The organism is Sphingomonas sp. AC449 (assembly GCF_979253475.1).
In genome coordinates, this window is sequence record NZ_CEEDCZ010000002.1 from 320,170 (window position 1) to 343,313 (window position 23,144).

At 68.5% G+C, this 23,144-nt stretch carries 27 protein-coding genes and 1 tRNA gene; 18 read left to right on the plus strand and 10 right to left on the minus strand.

The genetic code is table 11. The features are described 5' to 3' along the window. Window positions 1–21 precede the first annotated feature (21 nt). The 6 genes from mbhE to mnhG are packed head-to-tail and all read left to right on the plus strand — an operon-like array spanning window position 22 to window position 5,521. Complete coding sequence (mbhE, locus tag AC0CH3_RS05045) at window positions 22–2,748, plus strand: hydrogen gas-evolving membrane-bound hydrogenase subunit E (RefSeq protein WP_354302376.1); 2,727 nt, start codon at window positions 22–24, stop codon at window positions 2,746–2,748. Further along, entirely contained in the window at window positions 2,745–3,122 is a 378-nt protein-coding gene (locus AC0CH3_RS05050) for a sodium:proton antiporter (protein ID WP_056021227.1), read from the plus strand. The genes mbhE and AC0CH3_RS05050 overlap by 4 nt, the downstream gene beginning before the upstream one ends. After that, window positions 3,119–4,582 (plus strand): proton-conducting transporter transmembrane domain-containing protein, encoded by a 1,464-nt coding sequence (locus AC0CH3_RS05055; RefSeq protein WP_056021230.1) that lies wholly within the window; start codon window positions 3,119–3,121, stop codon window positions 4,580–4,582. Before AC0CH3_RS05050 ends, AC0CH3_RS05055 begins: the two co-directional genes overlap by 4 nt. Further along, entirely contained in the window at window positions 4,579–4,914 is a 336-nt protein-coding gene (locus AC0CH3_RS05060) for a Na+/H+ antiporter subunit E (protein WP_465237676.1), read from the plus strand. Before AC0CH3_RS05055 ends, AC0CH3_RS05060 begins: the two co-directional genes overlap by 4 nt. Then, entirely contained in the window at window positions 4,914–5,189 is a 276-nt protein-coding gene (locus AC0CH3_RS05065; protein WP_056021236.1) for an MrpF/PhaF family protein, read from the plus strand. Before AC0CH3_RS05060 ends, AC0CH3_RS05065 begins: the two co-directional genes overlap by 1 nt. Further along, window positions 5,186–5,521 carry a monovalent cation/H(+) antiporter subunit G gene (gene mnhG, locus AC0CH3_RS05070; protein ID WP_056021239.1) on the plus strand — a complete coding sequence of 112 codons (336 nt, stop codon included), beginning with the start codon at window positions 5,186–5,188 and terminating at the stop codon, window positions 5,519–5,521. Before AC0CH3_RS05065 ends, mnhG begins: the two co-directional genes overlap by 4 nt. Before the next feature lie 85 nt (window positions 5,522–5,606). On the opposite strand, the gene AC0CH3_RS05075 is transcribed toward mnhG, so the two are convergent. The 4 genes from AC0CH3_RS05075 to AC0CH3_RS05090 form a co-directional block, all read right to left on the minus strand. Continuing rightward, window positions 5,607–5,682 (minus strand) — tRNA-Thr (locus AC0CH3_RS05075). A gap of 17 nt (window positions 5,683–5,699) precedes the next feature. Further along, window positions 5,700–6,560, minus strand: a complete 861-nt coding sequence (locus AC0CH3_RS05080) for a hypothetical protein (RefSeq protein WP_465237677.1) — start codon at window positions 6,558–6,560, stop codon at window positions 5,700–5,702. Window positions 6,561–6,562: 2 nt separating this feature from the next. Further along, a complete protein-coding gene (locus AC0CH3_RS05085) occupies window positions 6,563–7,969 on the minus strand; it encodes a serine hydrolase domain-containing protein (RefSeq protein WP_354302397.1) in 1,407 nt (468 codons plus the stop codon). Further along, window positions 7,953–9,272: a replication-associated recombination protein A gene (locus AC0CH3_RS05090; RefSeq protein ID WP_354302399.1), complete on the minus strand. Its 1,320-nt coding sequence runs from the start codon at window positions 9,270–9,272 to the stop codon at window positions 7,953–7,955. The genes AC0CH3_RS05085 and AC0CH3_RS05090 overlap by 17 nt, the downstream gene beginning before the upstream one ends. 175 nt (window positions 9,273–9,447) lie before the next feature. On the opposite strand from AC0CH3_RS05090, the gene AC0CH3_RS05095 reads away from it, so the two are divergent. Both AC0CH3_RS05095 and AC0CH3_RS05100 read left to right on the plus strand, forming a co-directional pair. After that, complete coding sequence (locus AC0CH3_RS05095; protein WP_354302401.1) at window positions 9,448–10,032, plus strand: PadR family transcriptional regulator; 585 nt, start codon at window positions 9,448–9,450, stop codon at window positions 10,030–10,032. Beyond that, on the plus strand, window positions 10,029–10,319 hold the full coding sequence (locus AC0CH3_RS05100; protein WP_354302403.1) for a DUF2218 domain-containing protein: 291 nt from the start codon (window positions 10,029–10,031) through the stop codon (window positions 10,317–10,319). The genes AC0CH3_RS05095 and AC0CH3_RS05100 overlap by 4 nt, the downstream gene beginning before the upstream one ends. 28 nt (window positions 10,320–10,347) lie before the next feature. On the opposite strand, the gene AC0CH3_RS05105 is transcribed toward AC0CH3_RS05100, so the two are convergent. After that, window positions 10,348–11,502 carry a glycosyltransferase family 4 protein gene (locus AC0CH3_RS05105; RefSeq protein WP_354302405.1) on the minus strand — a complete coding sequence of 385 codons (1,155 nt, stop codon included), beginning with the start codon at window positions 11,500–11,502 and terminating at the stop codon, window positions 10,348–10,350. Window positions 11,503–11,622: 120 nt separating this feature from the next. Here AC0CH3_RS05105 and radA point away from each other — a divergent pair, with 120 nt between their 5' ends. From radA to AC0CH3_RS05130, 5 genes are all read left to right on the plus strand, one after another. Then, window positions 11,623–12,993: a DNA repair protein RadA gene (radA, locus tag AC0CH3_RS05110; protein ID WP_056021252.1), complete on the plus strand. Its 1,371-nt coding sequence runs from the start codon at window positions 11,623–11,625 to the stop codon at window positions 12,991–12,993. A gap of 68 nt (window positions 12,994–13,061) precedes the next feature. Then, the gene (locus tag AC0CH3_RS05115) at window positions 13,062–13,628 is read left to right on the plus strand and encodes a CvpA family protein (protein ID WP_354302407.1); all 567 of its coding nucleotides are present in this window, start codon (window positions 13,062–13,064) and stop codon (window positions 13,626–13,628) included. After that, window positions 13,625–14,110, plus strand: a complete 486-nt coding sequence (locus tag AC0CH3_RS05120; RefSeq protein WP_354302409.1) for an iron-sulfur cluster assembly scaffold protein — start codon at window positions 13,625–13,627, stop codon at window positions 14,108–14,110. The genes AC0CH3_RS05115 and AC0CH3_RS05120 overlap by 4 nt, the downstream gene beginning before the upstream one ends. Further along, entirely contained in the window at window positions 14,110–15,873 is a 1,764-nt protein-coding gene (locus tag AC0CH3_RS05125; RefSeq protein ID WP_354302411.1) for a cation:proton antiporter domain-containing protein, read from the plus strand. Before AC0CH3_RS05120 ends, AC0CH3_RS05125 begins: the two co-directional genes overlap by 1 nt. Further along, on the plus strand, window positions 15,870–16,208 hold the full coding sequence (locus AC0CH3_RS05130) for a DUF423 domain-containing protein (RefSeq protein WP_333996349.1): 339 nt from the start codon (window positions 15,870–15,872) through the stop codon (window positions 16,206–16,208). Before AC0CH3_RS05125 ends, AC0CH3_RS05130 begins: the two co-directional genes overlap by 4 nt. 20 nt (window positions 16,209–16,228) lie before the next feature. Here AC0CH3_RS05130 and AC0CH3_RS05135 read toward each other — a convergent pair whose 3' ends face one another. From AC0CH3_RS05135 to AC0CH3_RS05145, 3 genes are read right to left on the minus strand one after another with little or no spacing between them, the layout of a single operon-like run. After that, a complete protein-coding gene (locus AC0CH3_RS05135) occupies window positions 16,229–16,369 on the minus strand; it encodes a DUF2256 domain-containing protein (RefSeq protein ID WP_082445957.1) in 141 nt (46 codons plus the stop codon). Further along, window positions 16,369–17,469, minus strand: a complete 1,101-nt coding sequence (aroB, locus tag AC0CH3_RS05140) for a 3-dehydroquinate synthase (RefSeq protein WP_354302413.1) — start codon at window positions 17,467–17,469, stop codon at window positions 16,369–16,371. The genes AC0CH3_RS05135 and aroB overlap by 1 nt, the downstream gene beginning before the upstream one ends. Then, entirely contained in the window at window positions 17,466–18,005 is a 540-nt protein-coding gene (locus tag AC0CH3_RS05145) for a shikimate kinase (protein ID WP_056021269.1), read from the minus strand. Before AC0CH3_RS05145 ends, aroB begins: the two co-directional genes overlap by 4 nt. Window positions 18,006–18,108: 103 nt before the next feature. Between AC0CH3_RS05145 and AC0CH3_RS05150 the strand changes: the two genes are divergently transcribed. The 4 genes from AC0CH3_RS05150 to AC0CH3_RS05165 are packed head-to-tail and all read left to right on the plus strand — an operon-like array spanning window position 18,109 to window position 22,084. Further along, window positions 18,109–18,243, plus strand: a complete 135-nt coding sequence (locus AC0CH3_RS05150) for a hypothetical protein (RefSeq protein ID WP_268795896.1) — start codon at window positions 18,109–18,111, stop codon at window positions 18,241–18,243. Beyond that, window positions 18,227–20,104 (plus strand): hypothetical protein, encoded by a 1,878-nt coding sequence (locus tag AC0CH3_RS05155; protein WP_354302416.1) that lies wholly within the window; start codon window positions 18,227–18,229, stop codon window positions 20,102–20,104. The genes AC0CH3_RS05150 and AC0CH3_RS05155 overlap by 17 nt, the downstream gene beginning before the upstream one ends. Window positions 20,105–20,143: 39 nt before the next feature. Next, window positions 20,144–21,127, plus strand: a complete 984-nt coding sequence (locus tag AC0CH3_RS05160; RefSeq protein WP_465237678.1) for a tyrosine-type recombinase/integrase — start codon at window positions 20,144–20,146, stop codon at window positions 21,125–21,127. Between the two features lie 9 nt (window positions 21,128–21,136). Continuing rightward, a complete protein-coding gene (locus tag AC0CH3_RS05165) occupies window positions 21,137–22,084 on the plus strand; it encodes an acetyl-CoA carboxylase carboxyltransferase subunit alpha (protein ID WP_056021275.1) in 948 nt (315 codons plus the stop codon). Between the two features lie 97 nt (window positions 22,085–22,181). Here AC0CH3_RS05165 and AC0CH3_RS05170 read toward each other — a convergent pair whose 3' ends face one another. After that, on the minus strand, window positions 22,182–22,349 hold the full coding sequence (locus AC0CH3_RS05170) for a Flp family type IVb pilin (protein WP_056022269.1): 168 nt from the start codon (window positions 22,347–22,349) through the stop codon (window positions 22,182–22,184). 120 nt (window positions 22,350–22,469) lie between these two features. After that, window positions 22,470–22,685: a Flp family type IVb pilin gene (locus AC0CH3_RS05175; RefSeq protein WP_354302420.1), complete on the minus strand. Its 216-nt coding sequence runs from the start codon at window positions 22,683–22,685 to the stop codon at window positions 22,470–22,472. Between the two features lie 32 nt (window positions 22,686–22,717). Here AC0CH3_RS05175 and AC0CH3_RS05180 point away from each other — a divergent pair, with 32 nt between their 5' ends. After that, window positions 22,718–23,128 (plus strand): (deoxy)nucleoside triphosphate pyrophosphohydrolase, encoded by a 411-nt coding sequence (locus tag AC0CH3_RS05180; protein ID WP_056021281.1) that lies wholly within the window; start codon window positions 22,718–22,720, stop codon window positions 23,126–23,128. Window positions 23,129–23,144 lie beyond the last annotated feature (16 nt).

Here is a 23,144-nt window from a genome sequence, read left to right on the forward strand (position 1 = left end):
AGCGTGCTGCATGGCAATCCCATGCTCGTACTTCTCGCCGTCTCGCTTATCGGAAGTTGCCTGCTTCCCCTCATCGCGCGGGTGATGACGCGCGGGGCGGGGCTTGTCGTCGCGCTGTTTCCGCTCGGGCTGTTCGTCGCGTTCGTCCGGATGTCCGACATCGTCGAACGCGGCTGGGTGCGCACCGAGCAGCGCAGCTGGTCGCCGGAGATCGGCTTCGACCTGACATTGCGCCTCGACGGCTTCTCGTTTCTCTTCTGCCTGCTGATCACCGGGATCGGCACGTTGGTGATGGCCTATTCGGGCGGCTATCTGACGGGCAAGCCACAGCGGCAGCGTTCCCGGTTCTTCACGCTGATCCTGCTGTTCATGACCGCGATGCTCGGGACCGTGCTCGCCGACAACCTCCTGTTGATGGCGACGATGTGGGAGGCGACGAGCATCCTGTCGTTCCTGCTGATCGGGTTCGACAGCCGGTCCGCCCGCGCGCGTCGTGCGGCGGTGATGGCGTTGCAGGTGACCGCGGGTGGCGGGCTGGCGCTGGTCGCGGCGGTGGTGATGATCGGCCATGTCCTGGGAAGCTATTCGCTTGCCGAGGCGGTCAATCGCAGCGGCGAACTCGCCGCTTCGCCCTGGGCGACGCCGATCGTCATCGCGGTGCTGATCGCAGGCTTCACCAAGTCGGCGCAGTTTCCGTTCCACTTCTGGCTGCCCAACGCGATGCAGGCGCCGACGCCGGCATCCGCGTTCCTGCATTCGGCGACGATGGTGAAGCTCGGCATCTACCTTCTCGCGCGGTTCGAGCCGCTGATCGCCGCGACCGGATGGGGCCGGACGGTCATGATCGTCGTCGCATGCGTGACCATGGTGATCGCCGCGGTCCAGGCGCTGCGGGCGGAGAGCTTCAAGGCGGCGCTCGCCTATTCCACGATTGCCTCGCTCGGCATCCTGGTCTTGCTGATCGGGCTCGACGGGCCGACCGCGACGGTCGCGATGATCGGCTTCCTGATTGCGCACGCGCTCTACAAGGCCGCGTTGTTCTTCTGTGCGGGCTCGGTGCTTCACCTGACGGGGCAGGGGTCGCTCCGCTCGCTCGGCGGGCTTGCGCGCCGGATGCCGATGACCGCGATCGCGTGCACGGGGGCCAGTCTTTCGATGGCAGGAATCCCGCCCTTCTTCGGCTTCATCACCAAGGAATTCCTGTTCCAGGCGCAGATCGAAAGCAGCTGGGAAAGCGTCCCGATCGCGATCGCGGTTCTGGTCAACGCCGTGATGGTGGGCGTCGCGGCGGTGGTGACGCTGCGACCGTTCTTCCTCGCATCCGCCGAACCCGTCGAGATGCGCCACCGCGAGAGCATCTCGCTGGGCGTGCCGCCGCTGCTGCTGGCGATGCTCGGGCTGCTGCTCAGTCTCGATCCGAGCTGGATGGAGCGCGTGGTGATACGGCCTGCCGTCGCTGCCGTGTATCGCCGGCCGATCGATGTCGATGTCGCGGTGTGGCACGGGATCACGCCGATGCTCATGCTCAGCGGCCTCGTCGTGCTGGTGGGCGTCGTCATCGCGGTATTTTGGGCGCCGATCCATACGATGCTGCGCGGCAGCGACCGGTTCGAGCAATTCGGTATCGAGCAGTTCTGGGAACGCAGTCAGCGCGCGATGATGGCATTCAGCGCCCGGACGGTGGCGTGGACCGAGCATGGCGACCTCCGCGTGCTCCTGGGAGTGGTCATCGCCACGATCACGGGGATCGCCGGGTGGGCGATCGTTGCCGGCGCGGGACCGCTTCGAATCTCCCCGGGTGCTGCGCCCCATCTCGCCGATATCCTCATCGCGCTCCTCGCGGTTGCCGGTGCGGTCGTGGCCGCGCGGTCGGCAAACCTGCTGACGACGATGCTGGGGGTCGGCCTGACGGGCTTTGCGGCCGCGATTCTATTCATGGCCGGCGGCGCACCCGACCTGGCGATCACCCAGTTTGCGGTCGAGGCATTGCTGGTCGTCATGCTGACCGCGATGCTCGCGACTCTGCCGCTCGTCGGATCGCGCACGCGAACGGTGTCGCAACGCGGCGTCGACGCGCTTCTTGGGGCGGCACTGGGGACGATCCTGTTCGTCGCGACGCTCGACGCCGCGGCGATCGACCATCCCGCGCTTGCGTCCGACTTCTTCGGCCAAATGAGCTATATCGCCGGGCGTGGGCATAACGTCGTCAACGTCATCCTCGTCGACTTCCGCGCGTTCGATACGTTGGGCGAAACCGTGGTCATCGCCGCCGCAGCGATATTGGGGGCGGCGTTGCTCCGGGGCAACGATGCCAATGACGGCGATGCGCGGCACGATGTCCATTTCAGTTTCTCGACCACCGCCAAACCCCTCTTCATCCTGCTCATCGCCGCGTCGCTCGTGATCCTGTGGCGCGGGCATGATCAGCCGGGCGGCGGCTTTATCGGTGGCCTGGTCGGGTCGCTTGCCTTTGCCGTGCTGTCGCTCGCCCGCGGTCCCGTCGCGGCAGCGGGCACGTTGCGCGTTTCGCCGATCACGCTGGTGGGTGTCGGGCTGCTGCTGACGATCGGAAGCGGGCTGGCGGGGATGTTGGCGGGCGACGCCTACCTCACGCATCTGTGGTGGGAGCCGGACAACTGGCTGCCCAAGATGGGTACCACCATCGTGTTCGATGTCGGCGTCTATCTCGTCGTTCTGGGGGCTGTATTGACCTATCTGTTCGGGCTCCAGCGGGAGGCGGCGCGATGATCCTTCTCCATGCGCTGGCAGCGGCGGTCATCATCGCCTGCGCGCTGTACATGATCCTGTCGCGCAACCTCGTGCGTATCCTGCTCGGCCTCGCGCTGATGGCGACGGGGGTGAACGTGATGCTGTTCGTCGTCGGCGGAAACGGTGTGCGACAGCCGCCGCTGATACGCGATGGCGAGCAGGTCCTTGGGCCATCCGCGGACCCGACCAGCCAGGCGCTGATCCTCACCGCGATCGTCATCGGCTTTGCGCTGACGATCGTGCTGGCGACGATCGTGCTGCGCGGGTGGCGTTCGACAGGGTCGCTCGACGCGCGCGATCTCGAAGCCACCGAGCAACAGCGCGACGCCGAATCCATCGAGCCAGCGTCATGAACGACGCCGTCACGCTGCTGGCGCCGGTCGCCGTGCCGTTATCGGGTGCCGCCATCGCAGCGCTGCTGCGGAACCACGCGTCGTTGTGCAGGGCCTGGTCGGGGCTGATGACCGTGCTCACGCTGCTGGCAGCGGGAGCGCTGCTGGCGCGCGCGATCGATCCGGCGCCGCTCGCGATCGTCGTGTTTGGCGGCTGGCCGCAAGGCATCGGCATCGGCTTTGCGGCCTGGCTTCCGGGCGCCGTGCTCGTCGTCGTCGTCGCGCTGGTCGCAACCGCGGCGGCGATCTTCGCGATCGCCGATATCGGCGCGCGTCGCCGGCGGGCGGGCTATGACGCCCTGATGCTCGCGCTTGTCGGCGCGGTGAACGGTGCGCTTCTGACCACCGACCTGTTCAATCTCTACGTGTGGTTCGAGCTTGCGCTGGTCGCGGCGCTGGGCCTGATCCTGCTCGACCGGCGGCGTCACCAGGTCGGCGGCGCGACGCGGTACGCGGTGTTCGGCATGGTCGGCGCGACCGCGATCCTTGCGGGGATCGGGCTTCTCTACGGCGCCACCGGAACGCTCGACCTTGCGAGCCTCGCCGCGATCCTCAAGACGCAACCGCCAAGCGTCGCGACGAGCGTCGCGGCGGCGCTTCTGCTGTCCGGCTTCGCGCTGAAATCGGGCCTCGCGCCGTTTCACGTCTGGCTGCCCGCATCCTACGCATCCGCGCCGCTGACGGTGGCCGCGGTGTTCGCGGCGTTGATGACCAAGATGGGATTTTACGCGCTGCTGCTGGTCATGGCCGGCGTTTTCGGCGCGGGGGCGGCGCAATTGTCGCCCGTCATCGCGATCCTCGCGGCGGCGACGATGCTGCTGTGCGCGCTCGCGACGCTGGCGCAATCCGACATGCGCCGCCTGATCGGTTACCATGTGGTGGCGCAGGTCGGGTATATGGCGGCCGGGCTTGCGATCGGTTCGGCGGCCGGGCTGGCGGCGGCGAGCTTCTACATGGTGCATTCGATGATCGTGCAGGCCAATCTGTTCCTCGGCATCGGCGCGATCCGGCGTGCGACGGGCAGCTGGGACCTGAAGCGCGCGGGCGGCATGGTCCGCTCCGATCCGATGTTCGTGTTCCTGTTCGCGGTTCCGATGCTGTCGCTGGCAGGGATCCCCCCGCTGTCCGGTTTCTGGGCGAAGCTCTTCATTCTGCGTGCGGCGGTCGCCGGTGGGATGGGCTGGATGGCACTCGTCGCGCTGATCGCCGCGATGCTGACCATCGTGTCGGTCGCCAATCTGTGGGCGGAGGCCTGCTGGAAGGCCAGCCCTATCAAGCGCCAGGCGCGCGCGATACCGCATGCGATGCGCGCGGGGATGGCGGTGCTGTCGATTGCGACGATCGCGATCGGACTGTTCCCGCAACCGCTCTGGATCGTTGCGGAGGCGTCCGCGCGCGCGCTGATGGAGCTCGGCCAATGAAGGCTCTCCGCCTTTTCGTCGCCGTGCCCGCGCTGCTGCTCGTCTTTCTCTGGGATCTCGTCGTCTCGTCGTTCCGCGTTGCCGCGATCGTGCTCGGCAGACCGGTACGGACTCACCCCGCGATCCTGGTTCTGGTCACCGACCTGCGACGCCCATGGGCGGTGGCGCTGCTCGCCTATCTGACATCGCTGACGCCCGGTTCGACATGCCTTCATGTCTCCGACGACCGGCGCACATTGTATCTGCACGTCCTCGATGCGCGCGACCCGGCCGCCACGATCGCGCGGTTCCGCCGCCTCTACGAACGCTGGGTCAAGGTACTGGAGGCATGATGGCGTTCGACCTTTCCGCGATCGTCTGGGGGATGATGGCAATGCTGTGCCTGGTCACCGGCCTGGCGGCGTGGCGCATGCTCCGCGGTCCGACGTCCGCGGATCGGTTCGTCGCGTTCGACATGCTCACCGCGGTCGCGGTCGCGTTCTCCGCGCTGATCGCGGTGGCGTCGGGCAGGAGCGGGTTTCTCGACGTCGCGCTCGTGCTGTCGCTGGTCAACTTCGTCGCGACCGCCGCGTTTGCGCTCTTCCTCGAACGAAAGACGCGCTCATGACGGTGCTCGGGCTGATCCTCATGGGGGCGGGCGTCCTGTTCCTGCTGGTCGCCGCGATCGGACTGGTGCGGCTGCCCGATGCGCTGCAGCGGATGCACAGCGCGACCAAGGCAGGGACATTGGGCACCGCGCTGGTGATCCTTGGCGCGATGCTCACGGGTGAAGTCGCACGCCCGCAATCGGGGTTGCTGACGATCATCTTCCTGCTCGTGACGCTGCCGCTGGGGGCGCAGCTGCTCGGGCGCGCAACCTATGTCGCCCGCACGCCGCTCGAAGGGCTCGAGGACGACCCGCTGGCGGAGGACGAGGGATCGGGGCTGACACGGAAATAGCCGGATCGACCGTGCAGGCGCGGGCACCGTCTTCGCGCGAAGCCATCGGGAATTCCGGCGGCGGCGGGTGCCTGGATCACGGTGATGGTGCCGGTTGCAGGAATCGAACCCGCGACATCCAGTTTACAAAACTGGCGCTCTACCAACTGAGCTAAACCGGCCTGAATCGCCTCATGCGTCAGGTGACGCCGAAGGTCCAGCCTTCGGTGGCCGCAATATGCGCCGTCATTGCGGGCGGGTGCCCGAATTTTTCCGTACACGCGTGCCGACGAAGCCATGCCGCGCCGACGATCGCATCGGTCGAGTGATCGTCATACTGGCGAAGCGGGGCGTGCGCCGCCGAACCGAACGCCGCGAGCGCGGCATCGAGCGCGCCGGGGTCGCGAATCTTGCTGCGTCCCGTCGGTAATCCTGCCGCACGCGCGGCGATGCTCGTATAGATTTCGACGATGGTCGCTCCGGTCGCCGACGGCGGATCGAACGGCCAGACGGGTATTGCCCGATCGAGACGGTGGAGCAGGCGCATGCCCGCAAAGCTCGCCTTGGCTACCTGTGCGGCGCCGATCGCGTCGTAGACCGTCGACGGTTTGCGTCCCCCGTCGCTCGCGATCTCGCAGCGTCGCCAGTACAGGAAGTCGGCCTTGGTACCATCCGCTGCGCCCAGGTAGAAATGCGTGCCGCGTCGCCGTTCGATAAACGAAGCGGCGCCCAGGTCGGCGTCGTCGCTCTCTGCGTCGACGTTCGCCCACAATGCCCGCGCATCCGAAGTCGCGGCGTCGCCGGGAAGGTGTGCGCCCCGCTCGACGAACGGTGCGGAAAAGCTGAAATCGAACCCGACGAGCAACGGTGCGTCGCGCTGTACGAGCAGCCAGTCGAGCACGGCGGTCCGCGACCAGACGCCGTCGGGCGCTGGGACCAGCACGGGTGCCGCGCATCCCTGCTCGCACAGCGCGACGGCGATCCCCTTGTGGCGTCTGCCCTTTGCGCCGGACCAGTCGATCACCGCAAACTGCCGGAAATGCGCGGGTGTAGCGATCACCCTCAGCGGCTGCTCGCAAGCGTTGCCGCAAGGATCGCGGCGGTGAACCCGGCAACGTCGAACCGGGCCGCACCGGGGTCCTCGCCGCGCCGGACCACCACGAGATGCTCGGACGGGACGACCATGACATATTGCCCGCGATTGCCCTGCGCAGCGTAGCTGCCGGCGGGCAGGCCCTGCTTTTCGCCGAACAGCCACATGGTCGCGCCATAGCCGGGGCCCGTCGCAGGTTGCGGGCCGCTCGGCGTGGTCATGTACGTCATCCACCCCGCCGGCAGCAGGCGCGTGCCGTTCCAGACGCCATCGTCGAGCCACAGCTGGCCGAGCCGCGCCAGATCGCGCGCGGTGCTCCAGACCTGGCTGGAGAGGACGTAATTGCCCTGCCAGTCGGTCTCGGCGACGCTGTGCGTCATGCCGAGCGGGGCAAAGAGCGCGCGCTGCGGGAAGCCGCGATACCGGTCGCGCATGACGCCGCGCAGGCTGTGCACCGCGAGCAAGATGTCGTTGTTCGCATAGCGGAAGCGCGTGCCGGGCCTCGCCTCGAGCGGCCAGGCCGTCGCCTGCTCGGTCACGGTCGTCCCGCCGAAATAGATCGCGTCGGTGCGGTTGCCTGCAGTGTCGCTGTGCAGCCCGCTCGCCATCCGCAGCAGCTGGTCATAGGTGATCGCGCCCCGCGGATCGTCAGCAAGCGGCCAGTTCGTCGTGCGCGCGCCGGGCGTCAGCTTCGCGTCGTGGAGCGCGATCCCGAGCAGCGTGCCGGCGATGCTCTTGCCGACCGACCAAGTCCGATTCGAGACGAACGGCCCGAACCCGTCGCGGTAGCGCTCGGCGACGACCCTGCCGTCCTTGACCACGACGACGCCGACCGTTTCCGACTCCGCGCCATAGGTCGCACGGTCGAACGCCGTCGCGACGGCCGTGTGGAGCGTCGGACTCGTCGAGGGCGTGATCCCGGCATCGCCGAGCGGCCAGCGGCGGGGGTCGGCGGCGGCGGCGGGGCGGGGCGCCGCCGCCGGGGCCGCGCTGCGACCCGCGACGCTGCCGATCGGCGCGGCGGTGCAGCCGTTCGCGGCAGTCCAGCTGACCCTGCGCGGGGGCATCGCCGGATCATAGGCGACCGTCACCACGCCGCGCGCCCGGTCGACCTGCGCCGTCAGCGTCGGCACGATCGCGTCATATTGCGGGTAGATGCCGCGAAGCTCGTCCCGGTCGATCTGGCCCGCGGTCCGGCCTGCGTTGAACATCCCCGCACAATACATCGCCGCCTTGTACCCCGCCGCGATCGCCCGGTCGTGCGTGGTCGCGGCGGCGGCCGGGATCTGCTGCGCCGTCGCCGTCGCTGTCGCCGTCGCGAGCGGGGCTGTCAGGACGAGGAGGGGGACGAGCGCGCGGCTAGCTGTCTTTCGCATGGCGCCGGTCGTCCCACCAGGCGAGCCGCTCGGCAAGACGTTTCTCGAAGCCGCGATCGGTCGGCACATAGAAGCTCTGCGGCGTCATCTCGTCGGGCCAGTAATTCGACCCCGAGAATGCGTCCTCGGCATCATGGTCGTACGCATAGCCCTTGCCGTAGCCGATATCGCGCATCAGCTTGGTCGGGGCGTTGCGGATCGCGGCGGGGGGCATCAGCGACCCCGTCTCGCGCGCCGATTTCCACGCCGCCTTCTGCGCCTTGTACACCGCGTTCGATTTGGGCGCGGTCGCCAGATACACGCAGGCCTGCGCGATCGCGAGCTCGCCCTCCGGGCTGCCGAGAAAGTCGTAGGTGTCCTTCGCCGCGATGCACTGGACCAGCGCCTGCGGATCCGCGAGCCCGATATCCTCGACCGCGGCGCGCGTCAGACGGCGCAGCAGGAACAGCGGTTCCTCGCCCGCGGTCAGCATCCGCGCGAGATAATAGAGCGCCGCCTGCGGATCGCTGCCGCGGATCGATTTATGGAGCGCGGAGATGAGGTTGTAATGCCCCTCGCGATCCTTGTCGTACACCGCGACGCGGCGTTGCAGGAAGTTCGACAGCCCCGCCGGATCAAGCGGCTCGGGCAGGTTGACCGAGAACAGCGTCTCCGCCTGGTTGAGCAGGAACCGGCCATCGCCGTCCGCGCTCGCGATCAGCGCGTCCTTGGCGGGCGGGGTGACGGGCAGCGGGCGCTCCATCACCACCTCGGCCCGGTCGAGCAGCTGTTCGAGCGCGCCGCGGCCGAGCCGTTCGAGGATCAGCACCTGCGCGCGGCTGAGCAACGCGGCGTTGAGTTCGAACGACGGATTCTCCGTGGTCGCGCCGACCAGCGTGACCGTGCCGTCCTCGACATAGGGCAGGAAGCCGTCCTGCTGCGCACGGTTGAAGCGGTGAATCTCGTCCACGAACAACAAGGTGCGCTTGCCCATCCTGGCGTGCTCGCGTGCTTCGGCGAACGACTTCTTCAGCTCGGCTACACCTGAGAACACCGCCGAGATCGCGACGAACCGCAGGTCGACCGCATCCGCGAGCAGCCGCGCGATCGTGGTCTTGCCGGTGCCGGGCGGGCCCCACAGGATGATCGAGGACAGCCGCCCTGCCGACACCATCCTGCCGATCGCACCCTCGGGGCCGGTAATGTGGTCCTGCCCGACCACCTCGTCGAGCGTGCGCGGGCGCAGGCGATCCGCGAGCGGCGCGTTCTCGGGGGGCGTTTCGGTAGGGGCGGCGGGTTCGAAGCCCGCGAAGAGGTCGGCCATGCGGCAAAGATAGGGGCGGGGGGGCGGTTTGCCCATCCATGCGCGTTCTCCCTCTACGGATCGTTATTTGTTGCCGGACGCATAAGCGCGCATAACTTTTGACCGGCCCCTTGAATGGGAAATAGTCTGCGATATATCTCATGCAATGAACTAAGATATATCGGAGAACACTCAAATGCGTTTTGGTATGGGATATGGCGCCTGGACCGGTGGCCCGCGTGGCGACGGCGAAACGCGCGGTCGGGGCGGTCACGACGCTCACGGACGGCACGGCCATCGCGGAGGCCCCGGCGGTCGGCGCCGGCTGTTCGATGGCGGCGAGCTGAAGCTTGTGATGCTGAAGCTGATCGCCGATGCACCACGCCACGGCTACGACCTGATCCGCGAGATCGAGGGGCTGACCGGCGGCGGCTATGCGCCGAGCCCGGGGGTCGTCTATCCGACGCTCAGCATGCTCGACGAGATGGGGCTGATCGAGGAGCAGCAATCGGAGGGCGCCAAGAAGCGCTTTGCGGCAAGCGACGAGGGTCGCACGCATCTCGCCGAGAACAGCGCGGTCGTCGATGCGCTGTTCGCGCGGCTGGCGGCGGTGGGCGCGGAATCGGAGCGGACCGATGGCGCGCCGATCCGGCGGGCGATGGGCAATCTGCGGCAGGTGCTCCAGCACCGGTTGATGCGCGAGGACGTCAACGAGGATACGCTGCACGACGTGGCCGCTCTGATCGACGAGGTCGCGCAGAAGATCGAGCGTCTGAAGTGAACGTCTCGGTCGCACGCGTGCCGACGCATTCGGCGAGCAGGTATCTCCAGCAGCTTGCCAAGCACTGGAGCCACAAGATGGACGTCACGATGTCGGAAGAGGAGGGCCGCATCGCCTTCCCGAACGGCGCGGTGCTCGAGATGCGCGCGGACAGCGAAACGCTCGACGTCGCGCTGACGGTGCCGGACGGCGAGGATGTCGAGCGGATGCGCGGCGTGGTGTCGAGCCACCTCGACCGCTTCGCCTTTCGCGAGGCGCCGCTGACGTTCGACTGGGTGGCCGTCTGACGCTGACGGGCCCGCCGACCGCGGTCGATCAGTCGCGCTCGCGACGCGCCATCACCGCGAGATAGGTGTCGAGCACGGTCTGGTTGATCACGTCCCAGCGATAGCCCGCCGCCTTGGCATGCCCGGCATCGCCCATCGCGTGGCGCAGGCCCGGTTCCGCGACGATCCGGCCGATCGCGTCGGCATAGCCGGCGATGTCGGTCGGCGGCACCAGGAACCCGGTGCTGCCGTCGTCGATCAGGTCGACTGCGCCGGTCGCACGCGCCGCGACGACGGGAACGCTCGCCGCCATCGCCTCGAGCGTGACGTTGCCGAACGTCTCGGTCACGCTGGGGTTGAAGAACACGTCCATCGACGCGACCGCGCGGCCAAGTGCGTCACCCGACTGGAACCCGGTGAACACCGCGTCCGGGACACGCCCTGCGAACCAGTCGCGCGCCGGGCCTTCGCCGACCACGACGACGCGGTGGCGGACGTCGCGGCGACGCAGTTCGGTCAGCACGTCGGCAAAGACGTCGAGCCCCTTTTCCTTCACCAGCCGGCCAAGAAACCCGACGACCATCTCGTCATCGGCAATCCCGAGCGAGCGGCGCCACGCCAGATCGCGTCGTTCAGGATTGAACCGGTCATGATTGATCCCGCGCGACCAGATGCCGATCGACGACTTGACGCCCCAGTGCCGCAGCAGGTCGGCCATGCTCGGCCCCGGCACGACGACCTCGTCGACCAGATTGTAGAAGCGGGTCAGGCGCTTTTTCGCGAGCGGCTCGAGGAACCCCATCTTGTAATAGCGGAAATAGGTCTCAAACCGGGTGTGGAACGAGGCGACCGTCGCGATGTCGCGCTTGCGTGCATAGGCGACCGCGGCGTGGCCGAGAAATTCGGGCGCGGAGACATGGACGATATTGGGCGCAAACGCGTCGATGTCGCGGCGGACGCGCGGCGTGATCCCGAGCGCAGCGCGATATTCGCCGCGCCCGCCGACGAGCGGGATCGCGGGGACGTCGACCAGATCGCCGATCGCGGGGAAGGCGGGCTTGGCGACGGTCGGCGAATAGACGCGGACCTTGACGCCGCGCGAGAGAAGATGTCCGACGAGCAGGTTCAACGACTGGTTCGCGCCATCGCGGACGTAATTGTAATTGCCGCTGAAGAGGGCCACGCGGAGATCGGTCGGCTGCATCACCCGGGCGGATAGCGTCGCCCGCCCGCAAGCGCCAGACAATCCGGCCGCGAAGCGCCGCCGGGTCGCATCGGGGCGAACGATGTTCCCTTATCGTTCCTGTTGGGCTAGACCGCCGGCATGGCAAAGATCCAGAAGCGTTACGTGTGTCAGGCCTGCGGTTCGGTCGCCTCGCGCTGGGCGGGGCAGTGCGCGGATTGCAGCGAGTGGAACACGCTGGTCGAGGAGGCGAACACCGCCGCGACGCCGTTCCATTCGAAGCACAACCTCCAGAGCGGTGGCCGCGCGATCCAGCTCGTCGGGCTCGATGCCGAGATCAAGCTGCCCGACCGGATGGCGACGGGCATCGCCGAACTCGACCGCGCGCTGGGCGGCGGGTTCGTCGAGGGGTCGGCGACGCTGATCGGCGGCGATCCCGGGATCGGCAAGTCGACGCTGCTGCTGCAGGCCGCGGCCAAGATGGCGCTCGCGGGGCAGTCCGTCGCCTATGTCTCGGGCGAGGAGGCGGCCGATCAGGTCCGGCTGCGCGCGCGACGGCTGGGGCTCGGCAATGCGCCCGTCCAGCTCGCGGCGGCGACCTCGACGCGCGACATCCTGACGACGCTCCAGACGCGACCGCCCGCGCTGCTCGTGATCGATTCGATCCAGACGATGCATTCGGACCTGATCGAGGGCGCGCCCGGCACGGTCAGCCAGGTCCGCGCGTCGGCGCAGGAGCTGATCCGGTTCGCCAAGGAGCGCGGCACCGCGGTGGTGCTGGTCGGGCACGTCACCAAGGACGGCTCGATCGCGGGGCCCCGCGTGCTCGAGCATATGGTCGACACGGTGCTGAGCTTCGAGGGCGAGCGCAGCCATCAGTACCGCATCCTGCGCGCGATCAAGAACCGCTTTGGCGGGACCGACGAGATCGGTGTCTTCTCGATGCAGACCGAGGGGCTAGCCGAGGTCGGCAACCCGTCGTCGCTGTTCCTGACGCACCGCGACGATGCGATGACCGGCGCGACGGTGTTCCCGGCGCTGGAGGGGACGCGGCCGGTGCTCGTCGAGATCCAGGCGCTGACGGTGCGGCTGGCGTCGGGCGCGACGCCGCGGCGGGCGGTGGTCGGATGGGATTCGGGGCGACTGGCGATGATCCTCGCGGTGCTCGAGGCGCGGTGCGGACTGAGCTTCTCGACCGCCGAAGTCTATCTCAACATTGCCGGGGGATACCGCGTCCAGGATCCTGCCGCGGATCTCGCGGTCGCGGCGGCGCTGATCTCGGCGATGGCGGAGCGGCCGGTGCCCGTCGATGCGGTCGTGTTCGGTGAGGTCGCGCTGTCGGGGGAGATCCGCCCGGTCGCGCATGGTCCGCTGCGCCTGAAGGAGGCCAGCAAGCTCGGGTTCGACCGCGCGCTCGTCCCGGCATCGATGACGGGGGAGAAGAGCGGGATGAAGCTGTCGGGATTCAAGACGCTCGCCGCGTTCGTCGACCACATGCTCGGGCGCGGCTGACGACGCTGGCGGCGACAAGCCGCATCGCCGCACTAGCGGATGCCCGCGCACGTCCCTATTCCAGAGCCATGAACCTGTCCGCCCTCGACGTGATCGTCCTGCTCGCCGTTGCCGGTTCGGCTGTTCTCGGCCTGTTGCGCGGGTTCGTCACCGAAGTGCTGTCGATGTTCGCGTGGGTCGCGATGGTGGCGATGCTCAAGCTGTTCCACATCCCGGTCGCCGCCGCGCTGACCCCCCTGGTGGGGACGGTGAGCGGGGCGGCCGTGCTGGCGTTCGCGATCATCACCGGGCCGACCTATATCGGCGGACGGCTGGTCGCCAACGCGATCGGCGCGCGGACGCGGACCTCGATCCTGGGCCCTGTCGACCGTGCGCTGGGGTTCGGGTTCGGGGCGCTCAAGGGCCTGATCCTCGCCAGCCTCGTGTTCCTGCTGGCGACGCTGGTCATCGACACGATGGGCGGCGGGCCCGCGCGGCGGCCGTCGTGGATGACGGGGTCGCGGACCTATCCGCTGCTGAATGCGACGAGCGCCAGCATCGCCGACTTCGTCGATCGTCGTCGTCGCGGCAAACCGGTGTTCGGCGCGCGAACGCCGGCATCGCCCTCTGAAAACGCAAGTGAGCCAACGTCATGAGTGCCACGCTGTACAATGCCGAGATCCTGCGCCTCGCCGCGTCGATCCCGCACAACGAGCGGCTGTCCGCGCCGATGGCGACCGCCGAGCGACGCTCGCCAATCTGCGGGAGCCGGGTGACGGTCGACGTGACCGTCGACGCCGATGGCCGCGTCGACACGGTCGGGTTGCTGGTCCGCGCCTGTGCGCTGGGGCAGGCGTCGTCGTCGCTGCTGGCGGCGAACATCGTCGGGCGCGATGCCGCCGAACTCGGCGCGATCCGCGATTCGCTGACCGCATGGCTCGCGCGCGAGGGCGATCTGCCGGAATGGCCGGGGCTCGACATCTTCGTTCCCGCGCTCGACTATACCGCGCGCCATCCCTCGATCCGGCTCGCGTTCGAAGCGGCTGCCGATGCCGCTGCCGCCGCTGCGACGCAGCGCGGTGACGGCAAGGATGCCGACCGGCGATCGGCGACCGCCTCCGCCGGGGTCGACGTCTGATGCACGACGGCACGACGCCGTCACTGCTGCGGGACGGGGTGGTCCTGCTCGGATTCGGGCTGGTCTTCGTGCTGCTGTTCCGGCGGATCGGGCTCGGCGCGACGCTCGGATATCTCGTCGCCGGCGCGGTGGTCGGGCCGCATGTCCTTGGGCTGGTCGGCGATGCGGAGGCCAAGCTCGGGATCGCCGAACTCGGCATCACGCTGCTGCTGTTCATCGTCGGCCTCGAGCTCAACCCGACGCGGTTGTGGCGGATGAAACACGAGATCTTCGGGCTCGGGCTGATGCAGGTGGTCGCGTGCGGCTTGGCGATCACCGCGATCGTGTGGATCTTCGCGCATTTCTCGCTGCCTGCCGCGCTCGCGCTGGGATTGCCGCTCGCGCTGTCGTCGACCGCGCAGGTGCTGCCGATGCTCCAGTCGTCCGGCCGGATGCGGACGCCGTTCGGCGAGCGCGCCTTCTCGATCCTGCTGTTCCAGGATCTGTCGATCGTGCCGCTGATCACGATCGTCGCAGCGATGAGCCGCAATCCCGCCGACGCCAACGCGCCGCCGGGATGGCTGCTCGCGATCTACACCGTCGTGGCCGTTGGCGGACTGATCATCGCGGGGCGCTTCCTGCTGCGGCCGTTCTTCCGGCTGATCGGCAATCTGGGCGAGCGCGAGATGTTCGTGTTCGCCGGATTGTTCACGGTGATCGCGAGCGCGGCGGTGATGGAATGGCTCGGGCTGTCGACCGCGCTCGGCGCGTTCATCGCGGGCGTGATGCTGGCGGACAGCCCGTACCGGCACGAGCTGGAGGCCGATGTCGAGCCGTTCCGTTCGATCCTGCTCGGGCTGTTCTTCCTCGCGGTCGGCATGCTGCTCGATCTCGGCGCGATCGCCGAGCGGCCCTTCTTCGTGCTGGCGATGGCGATGGCGTTGATCGCGACCAAGACCGGCGTGATCATGGCGATCGGCCTTGCGTTCAAGATGACCTGGCGACAGGCGTTCGCGCTCGGCCTGTTGCTCAGCCAGGGCGGCGAGTTCGGGTTCGTGCTGTTCGCGCAGGCGCAGGCCGGGCTGCTGATCGATCCCGAGGCGGCAAGCCTGTTCGGCGCGATCATCACCCTGTCGATGGCGACGACGCCGTTCCTGATGGGCATCACGCGCCGGTTCCGCGCCGAGCCGATCGCGGCGGGTGGCGACCGCGATGGTCCGACGGCGGACGGATCGAACGCGATCATCGTCGGCTATGGCCGGTTCGGTCAGACGGTGGGGCAGATGCTGCTGGCGCAGGACATCCCCGTCACGCTGATTGATACCGATATCGAGATGATCGATATCGCCGGCGAGTTCGGCGCGAAGGTCTATTATGGCGACGGCACGCGGCTCGACCTGTTGCGACAGGCGGGCGCGGCGGAGGCGGAACTGATCTGCTTCTGCATGGACGGCGACCAGCTCGATGCCGAGATGCTCGATACGATCCATCAGGCGTTCCCGAAGGCGGCGCTTTACGTGCGCGCCTATGACCGGCGCGCGCTGGTCAAGCTCAAGACGTCGGCAGCCGACTATGTCGTGCGCGAGGTTCTCGAATCGGCGGTGAAGATGGCGCGATTGGCGCTGCGCGGGCTGGGTGTCACGCCCGCCGAGATCGACCGGGCGGAAGAGCGGTACCGGTCGCGCGACAAGGAACGGTTGCGGATCCAGGTCGCGGCGTCCGATATCGGCGCGGCGCGGGCCGAGACCGCGCAGCGCTTTCCATGGGGGAATGATCCGCGATGATACCCGTTTCATTCCTCGTGATCGCCGCTGCGCTGTCCGGTGCGATCGCCGTCGCGGCGGGGGCGTTCGGTGCGCATGGTGCGAGCGGGGCGGCGGTCGAATGGCTCAAGACCGGCGCCCAATATCAGCTGATCCATGTCGTCGCTGCGCTGGTGGCGATACGGATGGAGGCGCGGGGCCCGGCCTGGTTGTTCGTCGGCGGCGCGGCGATCTTCGCGGTGACTCTCTATGCGATGGCGCTTGGGGCGCCGCGCTGGCTGGGCGCGGTCACGCCGATCGGCGGCGTCCTGCTCATCGCTGGCTGGCTCTGGCTGGCGTGGAGCGCGCGGGGCTGAGGGGCTCCGCTCCGGCGTGCCTAGCGCTTCTTGCGACAGGCGTCCGAGCAATAGGTGACGTTGTCCCAATCGCGCGCCCATTTCTTGCGCCACGTGAACGGACGCTCGCAGGCCGGACAAATCTTGGTCGGCAGGTTCTGCTTGGCGATTCCGTTGGGCATTATCGCGCCTCCGCGTCAAGGAAACCGGCGACGGTCGACAGGTTCACGGTCTTGTCGAGATAGGTCTGGCCGATGCCCCGCGCGAGCAGGAACGGCAGCGTGCCTGCCGCCATCTTCTTGTCGTGGCGCATATGGTCGACGAGCCGGGCACCGGACGCCGATATCCCGGCGGCGCCGAGGCCATCGGGGAGCCCGACGGCACGCCAATGCGCCGCGACGCGCGTCGCGTCCTGGCCCGGGCAGATGCCCTGCGCCGCGGAAAAGCGGAAGGCGAGCGCGCATCCTGCGGCCACGCCTTCGCCGTGTATCAGCGCCTGCGAAAAGCCCGTCTCGGCCTCCAGCGCGTGGCCGAAAGTATGGCCGAGGTTGAGCAATGCGCGTGTCCCGGTCGTCTCATGCTCGTCAGCAGCCACGATCCGCGCCTTGGCGGCGACGCTGTGCGCGATCGCGTGGGTGCGCAGCGCGACATCGCCCGCGAGCAGGGCAGCGCCGTTCGCCTCGCACCATTCGAAGAACGCGAAATCGTCGATCAGGCCGTATTTAACGACCTCGGCATAGCCCGCGCGCAGCTCGCGTATCGGCAAGGTGTCGAGCAGCTGCGGATCGATCAGCACCATCGCGGGCTGGTGGAAGGCGCCGATCAGGTTCTTGCCCGCGCGCGTGTTGATCGCGGTCTTGCCGCCGACCGAGCTGTCGACCTGTGCCAGCAGCGACGTCGGAATCTGGACGAACTGACACCCGCGCTTGAGGATCGCACAGGCGAATCCGACGAGATCGCCGATCACGCCGCCCCCCAGCGCGACGACGTGATCGCCGCGTTCGATGCCGAGGTCGAGCAGCCGGTCGCACAGAGCCTCGAGCGTCGCCCAGCTTTTCGATCCCTCGCCGGGCGACAGGACGATCGCCTCGCTCGCGACGCCGTTCTGCGTCAGCGAGGCCTGGAGCGTCGCGAGATGACCGGTCAGGTTCGCATCGGTGACGATGGCCATCGTCCGCCCGCGCGCGAGCGGCGCGAGACGCGCGCCGGCGGCGGCGAGCGATCCGGCCTCGATATGGATCGGATAGCTCCGGGCGCCGAGGTTCACGGTGATCGTCGTCATAGTCCGATGGCTTTCAGGATGGATGCAACGGTCGCTTCATGCGGGGCCTTGTTGCTCGCGATGTGGATATGCGCCTTGGCGTAGATCGGGTTGCGGACCCGCGCGAGTTCGGCGAGCACCTGGCCCGCGTCCCGGTTGCGCAGCAACGGCCGCGTATTGCGCCTGCCAACCCGCTCGACGAGAATGTCGGGATGCGCGCTGAGCCAGATTGCGGTCGCTTCCGCGAGGATCAGGCTGCGCGTTTCCTCGTTGATGAACGCACCCCCGCCGGTCGCGATGACCTTGGGCTTGCCGTCGATCAGCCGCGCGATCACGCGGCGTTCGCCGTCGCGAAAATACGCTTCGCCGTATTTTTCGAAGATCTCGCTGACGGTCATTCCCGACGCCGCCTCGATCTCGTGATCGGCATCGACGAACGGCAGGCGGAGGCGTTGCGCGAGGCGGCGGCCGACCGTCGTCTTGCCCACGCCCATCAATCCGACGAGGACGAGGGGGCGGCCGCTCCAGGGGGCAATCGGGTTGTGGCTTTGCAACATCGCGGGCCGCGCTATACAGCGACGCTGCGCGGGGGGAAACGCCAACCACGTGCGTAATTGCTCTGTTCGCCTTCTTCGTATCCGTCTCAACAAGGTTTTGCGTATGTCCCGCCTGATAGTCTCGGTCGTCGTCGTTCTGGTCGTGGTCATCGGCGGGCTGTTCCTGCTCGCAGGGCGCGCCACCGAACGCCCCCAGACGCAAGTCGAGAAGGCCGTGACGCTTGCGAACCTTTCCTAAGGTCACGCTGGCGGCGCTGGCCGCGACCTGCGCGCTCGCGGCGCTGGCGCCGGCGATCGGGCAGGATCGTCCCGAATCGATCCTGCCCCCCGGGTTCGGTGACACGACGCCGACGCCGGCGCCGACCCCGCGGGCCCCGTCCTCGGGCTCACCGGCCCAGCCCGCCCGGCCGGCTCCGTCCGGCCAGCCCGGAGCCCCCGCACAACCAGCGGCACCCGTTCCCGCGCCACCAGGCGGTCTGGCGACGATCCAGCCGCTGCCGCCCTCGTCGCCTCCGACGGGGCCGGACGGGGCGCCGATCGTGCCCCCGGTCGGCACGCCCGCGCCGATCGATCCCGCGGTCGTCGCGCAATATGAAATGCCGACCTTCGCGCGCCGCTCGCTCGATCGGGTCGGCGCGATCGGACAGACCGAAGGCGGCGTTGCGGCAGACGCCTTCGGTGCGGCCGATGGCCCGTATCTCCAGACGCTGATGCGCCGGCTGACCGCGCCGCTGCCGTCACGGTGGATGTCGATCCTGCTACGGCGCGTGCTGGTATCGCGCGTCGAGACACCGGCCGGCGTCAACGGCGCGGATTTCGCCGCCGAGCGCGGCTGGCTGCTGCTGCGGATGGGCGAGTCGGTCGCGGCGCGCGCGGTCGTGCAGGGCGTCGACACCGCCAACTACACACCCAAACTTTATCAGGTGGCGATGAACACCGCGCTGGCGACGGGCGATCCCGGCGGTCTGTGTCCGCTGGTCGACGGCGCGATACAGCGGGTGCCGGCGCGAAGCTGGACGCTGGCGCAGGCGATGTGCGCGGGCCTGTCGGGCGAACCGTCGCGGGCGGGGACGCTGATCACCGCGGCGCGGCGGCGCAACGTCGCCAGCGGCGTCGACATGCTGCTGGCGCAGAAGGTCGTCGGCGCCGGCGGGCAGGGACGCCAGGCGGTGACGATCGAGTGGGACGGCGTCGACCAGCTGACGACGTGGCGGCTTGGTCTCGCGATGGCGACGGGGGTGGTCGTCCCCGATCCGCTGTTCGCCACGGTCGGACCGCAGGCGACCTATTGGCGTGCCTTGTCCCCCGGCCTTACGATCGGCAACCGGTTGGCGGCGGCCGAGGCAGCAGCGGCGCAGGGTGTGCTGTCGAATGCCGCACTGGTCGACCTGTACGGGGCAGCCGATGGCGACGACAGCGTCCAGAGCGCGGCCACCGCGACCGCGCAGGACCTGCGCACCGCCTATGCCGATCGCAACGCAGAGGCACGGCTGACCGCGCTGCGATCGATCTGGGGGGCGAGCACGGATGCAGCACCCGCCTATGCGCGACTGGTGCTGACGGCGCGGGCCGCGGTGCGGATCCCGGCGGCGCTGGGCAAGGGGGACGCCGACCAGCTGGTCGCGTCGATGCTGTCCGCGGGGCTGGACCACAGCGCGTCACGCTGGCTCGGCGTCGTCGATCGCGGCGGGGACGCGTGGGCGATGCTCGTGCTCGCCGACCCCAATCCGGGGACCCGGTTGAGCTATGGCGATCTCGCCTCCTATTCGGGCGGACCCGGCGATTCGGCGTTGAAGCAGCGGATGCTGTTCGCGGGGCTCGCGGGGCTCGGCAGGCTGAGCGCGGGCGATATCGAGCGGGCGGCGCACGCGCTCGGCGTGCCGATCGGGACGGAAAATGCCTGGACGCGCGCGCTCGATCGCGCGGCGCGCGCGGGACAGCCCGGAACCGTCGCGCTTCTGGCCGCAACCGGTCTGCAGACGGCACGCTGGCATGGTGTCCCGCCCGAGGCGCTGTACCGGATCGTCGCCGCGCTGCGGGCCGTGGGGCTCGAGGGCGAGGCGCGGATGCTGGCCGCCGAGGCGATCGCGCGCGCGTGACCGCGGCGCCGGCCCGACCGCGTGCGCGAGGGCCTCGCGATGCATGACGGCGACGACGACGGCGTCTCCGCCGACCCACTTGCGTCGGGGAGGAGCGCGGACCTCGCCGACCGTGCGCTGATCGACCGGTTTCTCGAGATGATGGCGGCGCAGGCAGGGTCGGCTGCGAACACGATCGCCGCCTATCGCAGCGACCTGTCGCTGGCGTCCAGGATGCTCGATGGCGATCTGGCGACCGCGGATGGCGAGGCGCTCATCCGGCTCTCGGCGACGTGGCGTGACCTGTCACGCGCGACGATCAGCCGGAAATCGGCGGCGCTGCGGCGGTTCTACGGATTTCTTGCCGACGAGGGGCACCGGGACGACGATCCGGGCAAGGCGCTGCCCCGGCCCGGAACGGCCCGGTCGCTCCCCAAGATCCTGGGGCATGATGACGTCGATCGGCTGTTCGCGGCGATCGTCGCGCGAATCGGGCGCGATCCCCCCGACCCGCGGGACGTGCGACTGTCGTCGCTGATCGAGCTGCTCTACGGCTCCGGCCTGCGCGCGACCGAGCTGATCAGCCTGCCGCGCAACGCGGTTCACCCCGATCGACCGTTCGTCATCCTGCGCGGCAAGGGCGGGCGCGAGCGGCTGGTGCCCATATCCGATCGCGCGCGCGCCGCCGTCGCGCTCTGGCGTGCGCATGTCCCCGTCGACTCACCCTGGCTGTTCCCCTCGGGTAAGCGGCATCTGTCGCGGATCCGGCTGTACCAGCTGGTCAAGGCGCTCGCCGCCGAGGCGGGGGTGCCGCCCGATCGCGTCAGCCCGCACGTGCTGCGCCACGCCTTTGCCACGCACCTGCTTGCCGGCGGGGCCGATCTGCGCGCGCTGCAGGCGATGCTGGGGCATGCCGATATCGCCACCACCGAGATTTATACGCATGTCGAATCGAACAAACTGGTCGAACTGGTCAATACGCGCCACCCGCTGAACGACGCCGCAAATCCGCCCCGCGTTGACGTTCAAGTCCGCGAGCCGTAACCGGCGCGGATGCCAAGCTTCCTCGACTTCGAGAAACCGATCGCCGAACTGCAGGGGCGGATCGACGAACTCCGTGACACCGCGACCGACGGCAGCGTCGATCTGTCCGCCGACATCGCCCGTCTGCAGGCCAAATCGGACAAGCTCCTGAAGGACACGTTCGCCCGGCTGACGCCGTGGCAGAAGACTCAGGTCGCGCGTCATCCAGAGCGTCCGCACTTCAAGGACTACGTCGCCGCGCTGTTCGACGAGTTCATCCCGCTCGCGGGCGACCGGGCGTTCGGTGACGACCAGGCGATCCTGGGCGGGTTCGCGACGTTCCGCGGGCGCAGGATCATGGTGCTGGGGCACGAGAAGGGCGACGATACCGCCAGCCGTCTCCGTCACAATTTCGGCATGGGCAAGCCCGAGGGCTATCGCAAGGCGATCCGTCTGGTCGAGCTGGCGAACCGCTTCGGATTGCCGATCGTGACGCTGGTCGACACCTCGGGCGCGTTCCCCGGGATCCAGGCCGAAGAACGCGGCCAGGCCGAGGCCATCGCGCGCTCGACCGAAGCGTGCCTCAATGCGGGCGTCCCGATCGTTTCGGCGATCGTCGGCGAGGGCGGGTCGGGCGGCGCGGTCGCGCTGGCCGCGGGTAATCGCGTGCTGATGTTCGAACATGCGGTCTATTCGGTGATCAGCCCCGAGGGCTGCGCCTCGATCCTGTGGCGGACCGCGGACAAGGCGCCCGAGGCGGCCGAGGCGATGCGGATCACCGCGCAGGACCTGAAGACGTTCGGCGTGATCGACACGGTCGTCGCGGAACCGCTCGGGGGTGCCCACCGCGATTCGGCAACGGCGATCGACGCGCTCGGAACCGCAATCTCGGCCGCGCTCGACGAGCTCGTGCCGCTATCGGCGGGGGACCTGCGCAAGGAGCGTCAGGCGAAGTTCCTCAAGATGGGACGCCTCTGAGCGTTCCGGCCGGGCAGGGCGTCCAAACGAAAATGGGCGGCGGATCCTGCGATCCGCCGCCCATTCGCTGTGCAATCCGGTAAAGGATCGCAGAGGCTCAACCAGCCGTCATCTTGCTGCTGACGTTGTTGAAGGTCTTGTTCAGGCTCGTGCCCAGACCCTGCATCGCGGCGATGGCTGCGACGGCGATCAGCGCGGCGATCAGGCCGTACTCGATTGCGGTCGCGCCCTTGTTGTCCTTGAAAAGCTTGCGGATCATCTGCATTCCGGTCTCCATCGTTAAAAAGCTTCAGTCACCCGGCCGGCCCGGATCGACCGGAACAGCAATCCGATCCCTAGGCGTGAGCGGTTGAGAAATTCTTAAAACCGCAAATCTTTCGTATGCTTAGCGGGCGGCAGCGACCCGTGTGTGAAGCATGTTCCACAGGGACGAGGTGCTGTCGGCGAGCACCACAAGCCCCGTCATCATGCCGAGCACGACCAGAGCCAGGATCAGGCCGTATTCGACCGCCGTCGCGCCACGAAGGTTCGAGAGCAGCGTGGTGGCCGCATGCAGGACGCTGGCACAGACTGGCTTTACGCTTCGGAGTTTCGGTCTCATGCCGCGTCGTAATAGAGTCAGGAGCTTAACGAATGGCCAATGATACTGCGCTGTTGCCCGTCGTCGCGGCGGCGTTGGTCGACGCGGATGGCCGCGTGCTGCTGCAGCAGCGACCCGCGGGAAAATCGCTTGCCGGGCTCTGGGAATTTCCCGGGGGGAAGATCGAGCCGGGCGAGACGCCCGAAGACGCGCTGATCCGCGAACTCGAGGAGGAGCTGGCGATCATGGTGCCGCACGCGTGCCTCGCGCCGGCGGTCTTCGCGAGCGCGCCGCTGGGCGACCGGCATCTGCTGCTGCTGCTGTTCGTCACGCGGAAGTGGACGGGCGTTCCGCGCGCGCTCGAGGCGGACGCGCTGCGGTGGGTCTATCCGCGTGACATGCACGACCTGCCGATGCCGCCTGCCGACAAGCCGCTGATCGGCCTGCTGGACGCGCTGCTATAGCTGTACCGAAAAATAC

Excerpts from the sequence above, each read along its gene's own strand:
- mbhE (WP_354302376.1), top strand. The coding sequence starts at position 22 with ATGCTCGTACTTCTCGCCGTCTCGCTTATCGGAAGTTGCCTGCTTCCC.
- AC0CH3_RS05050 (WP_056021227.1), top strand. The coding sequence starts at position 2,745 with ATGATCCTTCTCCATGCGCTGGCAGCGGCGGTCATCATCGCCTGCGCG.
- AC0CH3_RS05055 (WP_056021230.1), top strand. The coding sequence starts at position 3,119 with ATGAACGACGCCGTCACGCTGCTGGCGCCGGTCGCCGTGCCGTTATCG.
- AC0CH3_RS05060 (WP_465237676.1), top strand. The coding sequence starts at position 4,579 with ATGAAGGCTCTCCGCCTTTTCGTCGCCGTGCCCGCGCTGCTGCTCGTC.
- AC0CH3_RS05065 (WP_056021236.1), top strand. The coding sequence starts at position 4,914 with ATGGCGTTCGACCTTTCCGCGATCGTCTGGGGGATGATGGCAATGCTG.
- mnhG (WP_056021239.1), top strand. The coding sequence starts at position 5,186 with ATGACGGTGCTCGGGCTGATCCTCATGGGGGCGGGCGTCCTGTTCCTG.
- AC0CH3_RS05085 (WP_354302397.1), bottom strand. The coding sequence starts at position 7,969 with ATGCGAAAGACAGCTAGCCGCGCGCTCGTCCCCCTCCTCGTCCTGACA.
- AC0CH3_RS05090 (WP_354302399.1), bottom strand. The coding sequence starts at position 9,272 with ATGGCCGACCTCTTCGCGGGCTTCGAACCCGCCGCCCCTACCGAAACG.
- AC0CH3_RS05095 (WP_354302401.1), top strand. The coding sequence starts at position 9,448 with ATGCGTTTTGGTATGGGATATGGCGCCTGGACCGGTGGCCCGCGTGGC.
- AC0CH3_RS05105 (WP_354302405.1), bottom strand. The coding sequence starts at position 11,502 with ATGCAGCCGACCGATCTCCGCGTGGCCCTCTTCAGCGGCAATTACAAT.
- radA (WP_056021252.1), top strand. The coding sequence starts at position 11,623 with ATGGCAAAGATCCAGAAGCGTTACGTGTGTCAGGCCTGCGGTTCGGTC.
- AC0CH3_RS05115 (WP_354302407.1), top strand. The coding sequence starts at position 13,062 with ATGAACCTGTCCGCCCTCGACGTGATCGTCCTGCTCGCCGTTGCCGGT.
- AC0CH3_RS05120 (WP_354302409.1), top strand. The coding sequence starts at position 13,625 with ATGAGTGCCACGCTGTACAATGCCGAGATCCTGCGCCTCGCCGCGTCG.
- AC0CH3_RS05125 (WP_354302411.1), top strand. The coding sequence starts at position 14,110 with ATGCACGACGGCACGACGCCGTCACTGCTGCGGGACGGGGTGGTCCTG.
- AC0CH3_RS05130 (WP_333996349.1), top strand. The coding sequence starts at position 15,870 with ATGATACCCGTTTCATTCCTCGTGATCGCCGCTGCGCTGTCCGGTGCG.
- AC0CH3_RS05135 (WP_082445957.1), bottom strand. The coding sequence starts at position 16,369 with ATGCCCAACGGAATCGCCAAGCAGAACCTGCCGACCAAGATTTGTCCG.
- aroB (WP_354302413.1), bottom strand. The coding sequence starts at position 17,469 with ATGACGACGATCACCGTGAACCTCGGCGCCCGGAGCTATCCGATCCAT.
- AC0CH3_RS05145 (WP_056021269.1), bottom strand. The coding sequence starts at position 18,005 with ATGTTGCAAAGCCACAACCCGATTGCCCCCTGGAGCGGCCGCCCCCTC.
- AC0CH3_RS05150 (WP_268795896.1), top strand. The coding sequence starts at position 18,109 with ATGTCCCGCCTGATAGTCTCGGTCGTCGTCGTTCTGGTCGTGGTCATC.
- AC0CH3_RS05160 (WP_465237678.1), top strand. The coding sequence starts at position 20,144 with ATGCATGACGGCGACGACGACGGCGTCTCCGCCGACCCACTTGCGTCG.
- AC0CH3_RS05165 (WP_056021275.1), top strand. The coding sequence starts at position 21,137 with ATGCCAAGCTTCCTCGACTTCGAGAAACCGATCGCCGAACTGCAGGGG.
- AC0CH3_RS05170 (WP_056022269.1), bottom strand. The coding sequence starts at position 22,349 with ATGCAGATGATCCGCAAGCTTTTCAAGGACAACAAGGGCGCGACCGCA.
- AC0CH3_RS05175 (WP_354302420.1), bottom strand. The coding sequence starts at position 22,685 with ATGAGACCGAAACTCCGAAGCGTAAAGCCAGTCTGTGCCAGCGTCCTG.
- AC0CH3_RS05180 (WP_056021281.1), top strand. The coding sequence starts at position 22,718 with ATGGCCAATGATACTGCGCTGTTGCCCGTCGTCGCGGCGGCGTTGGTC.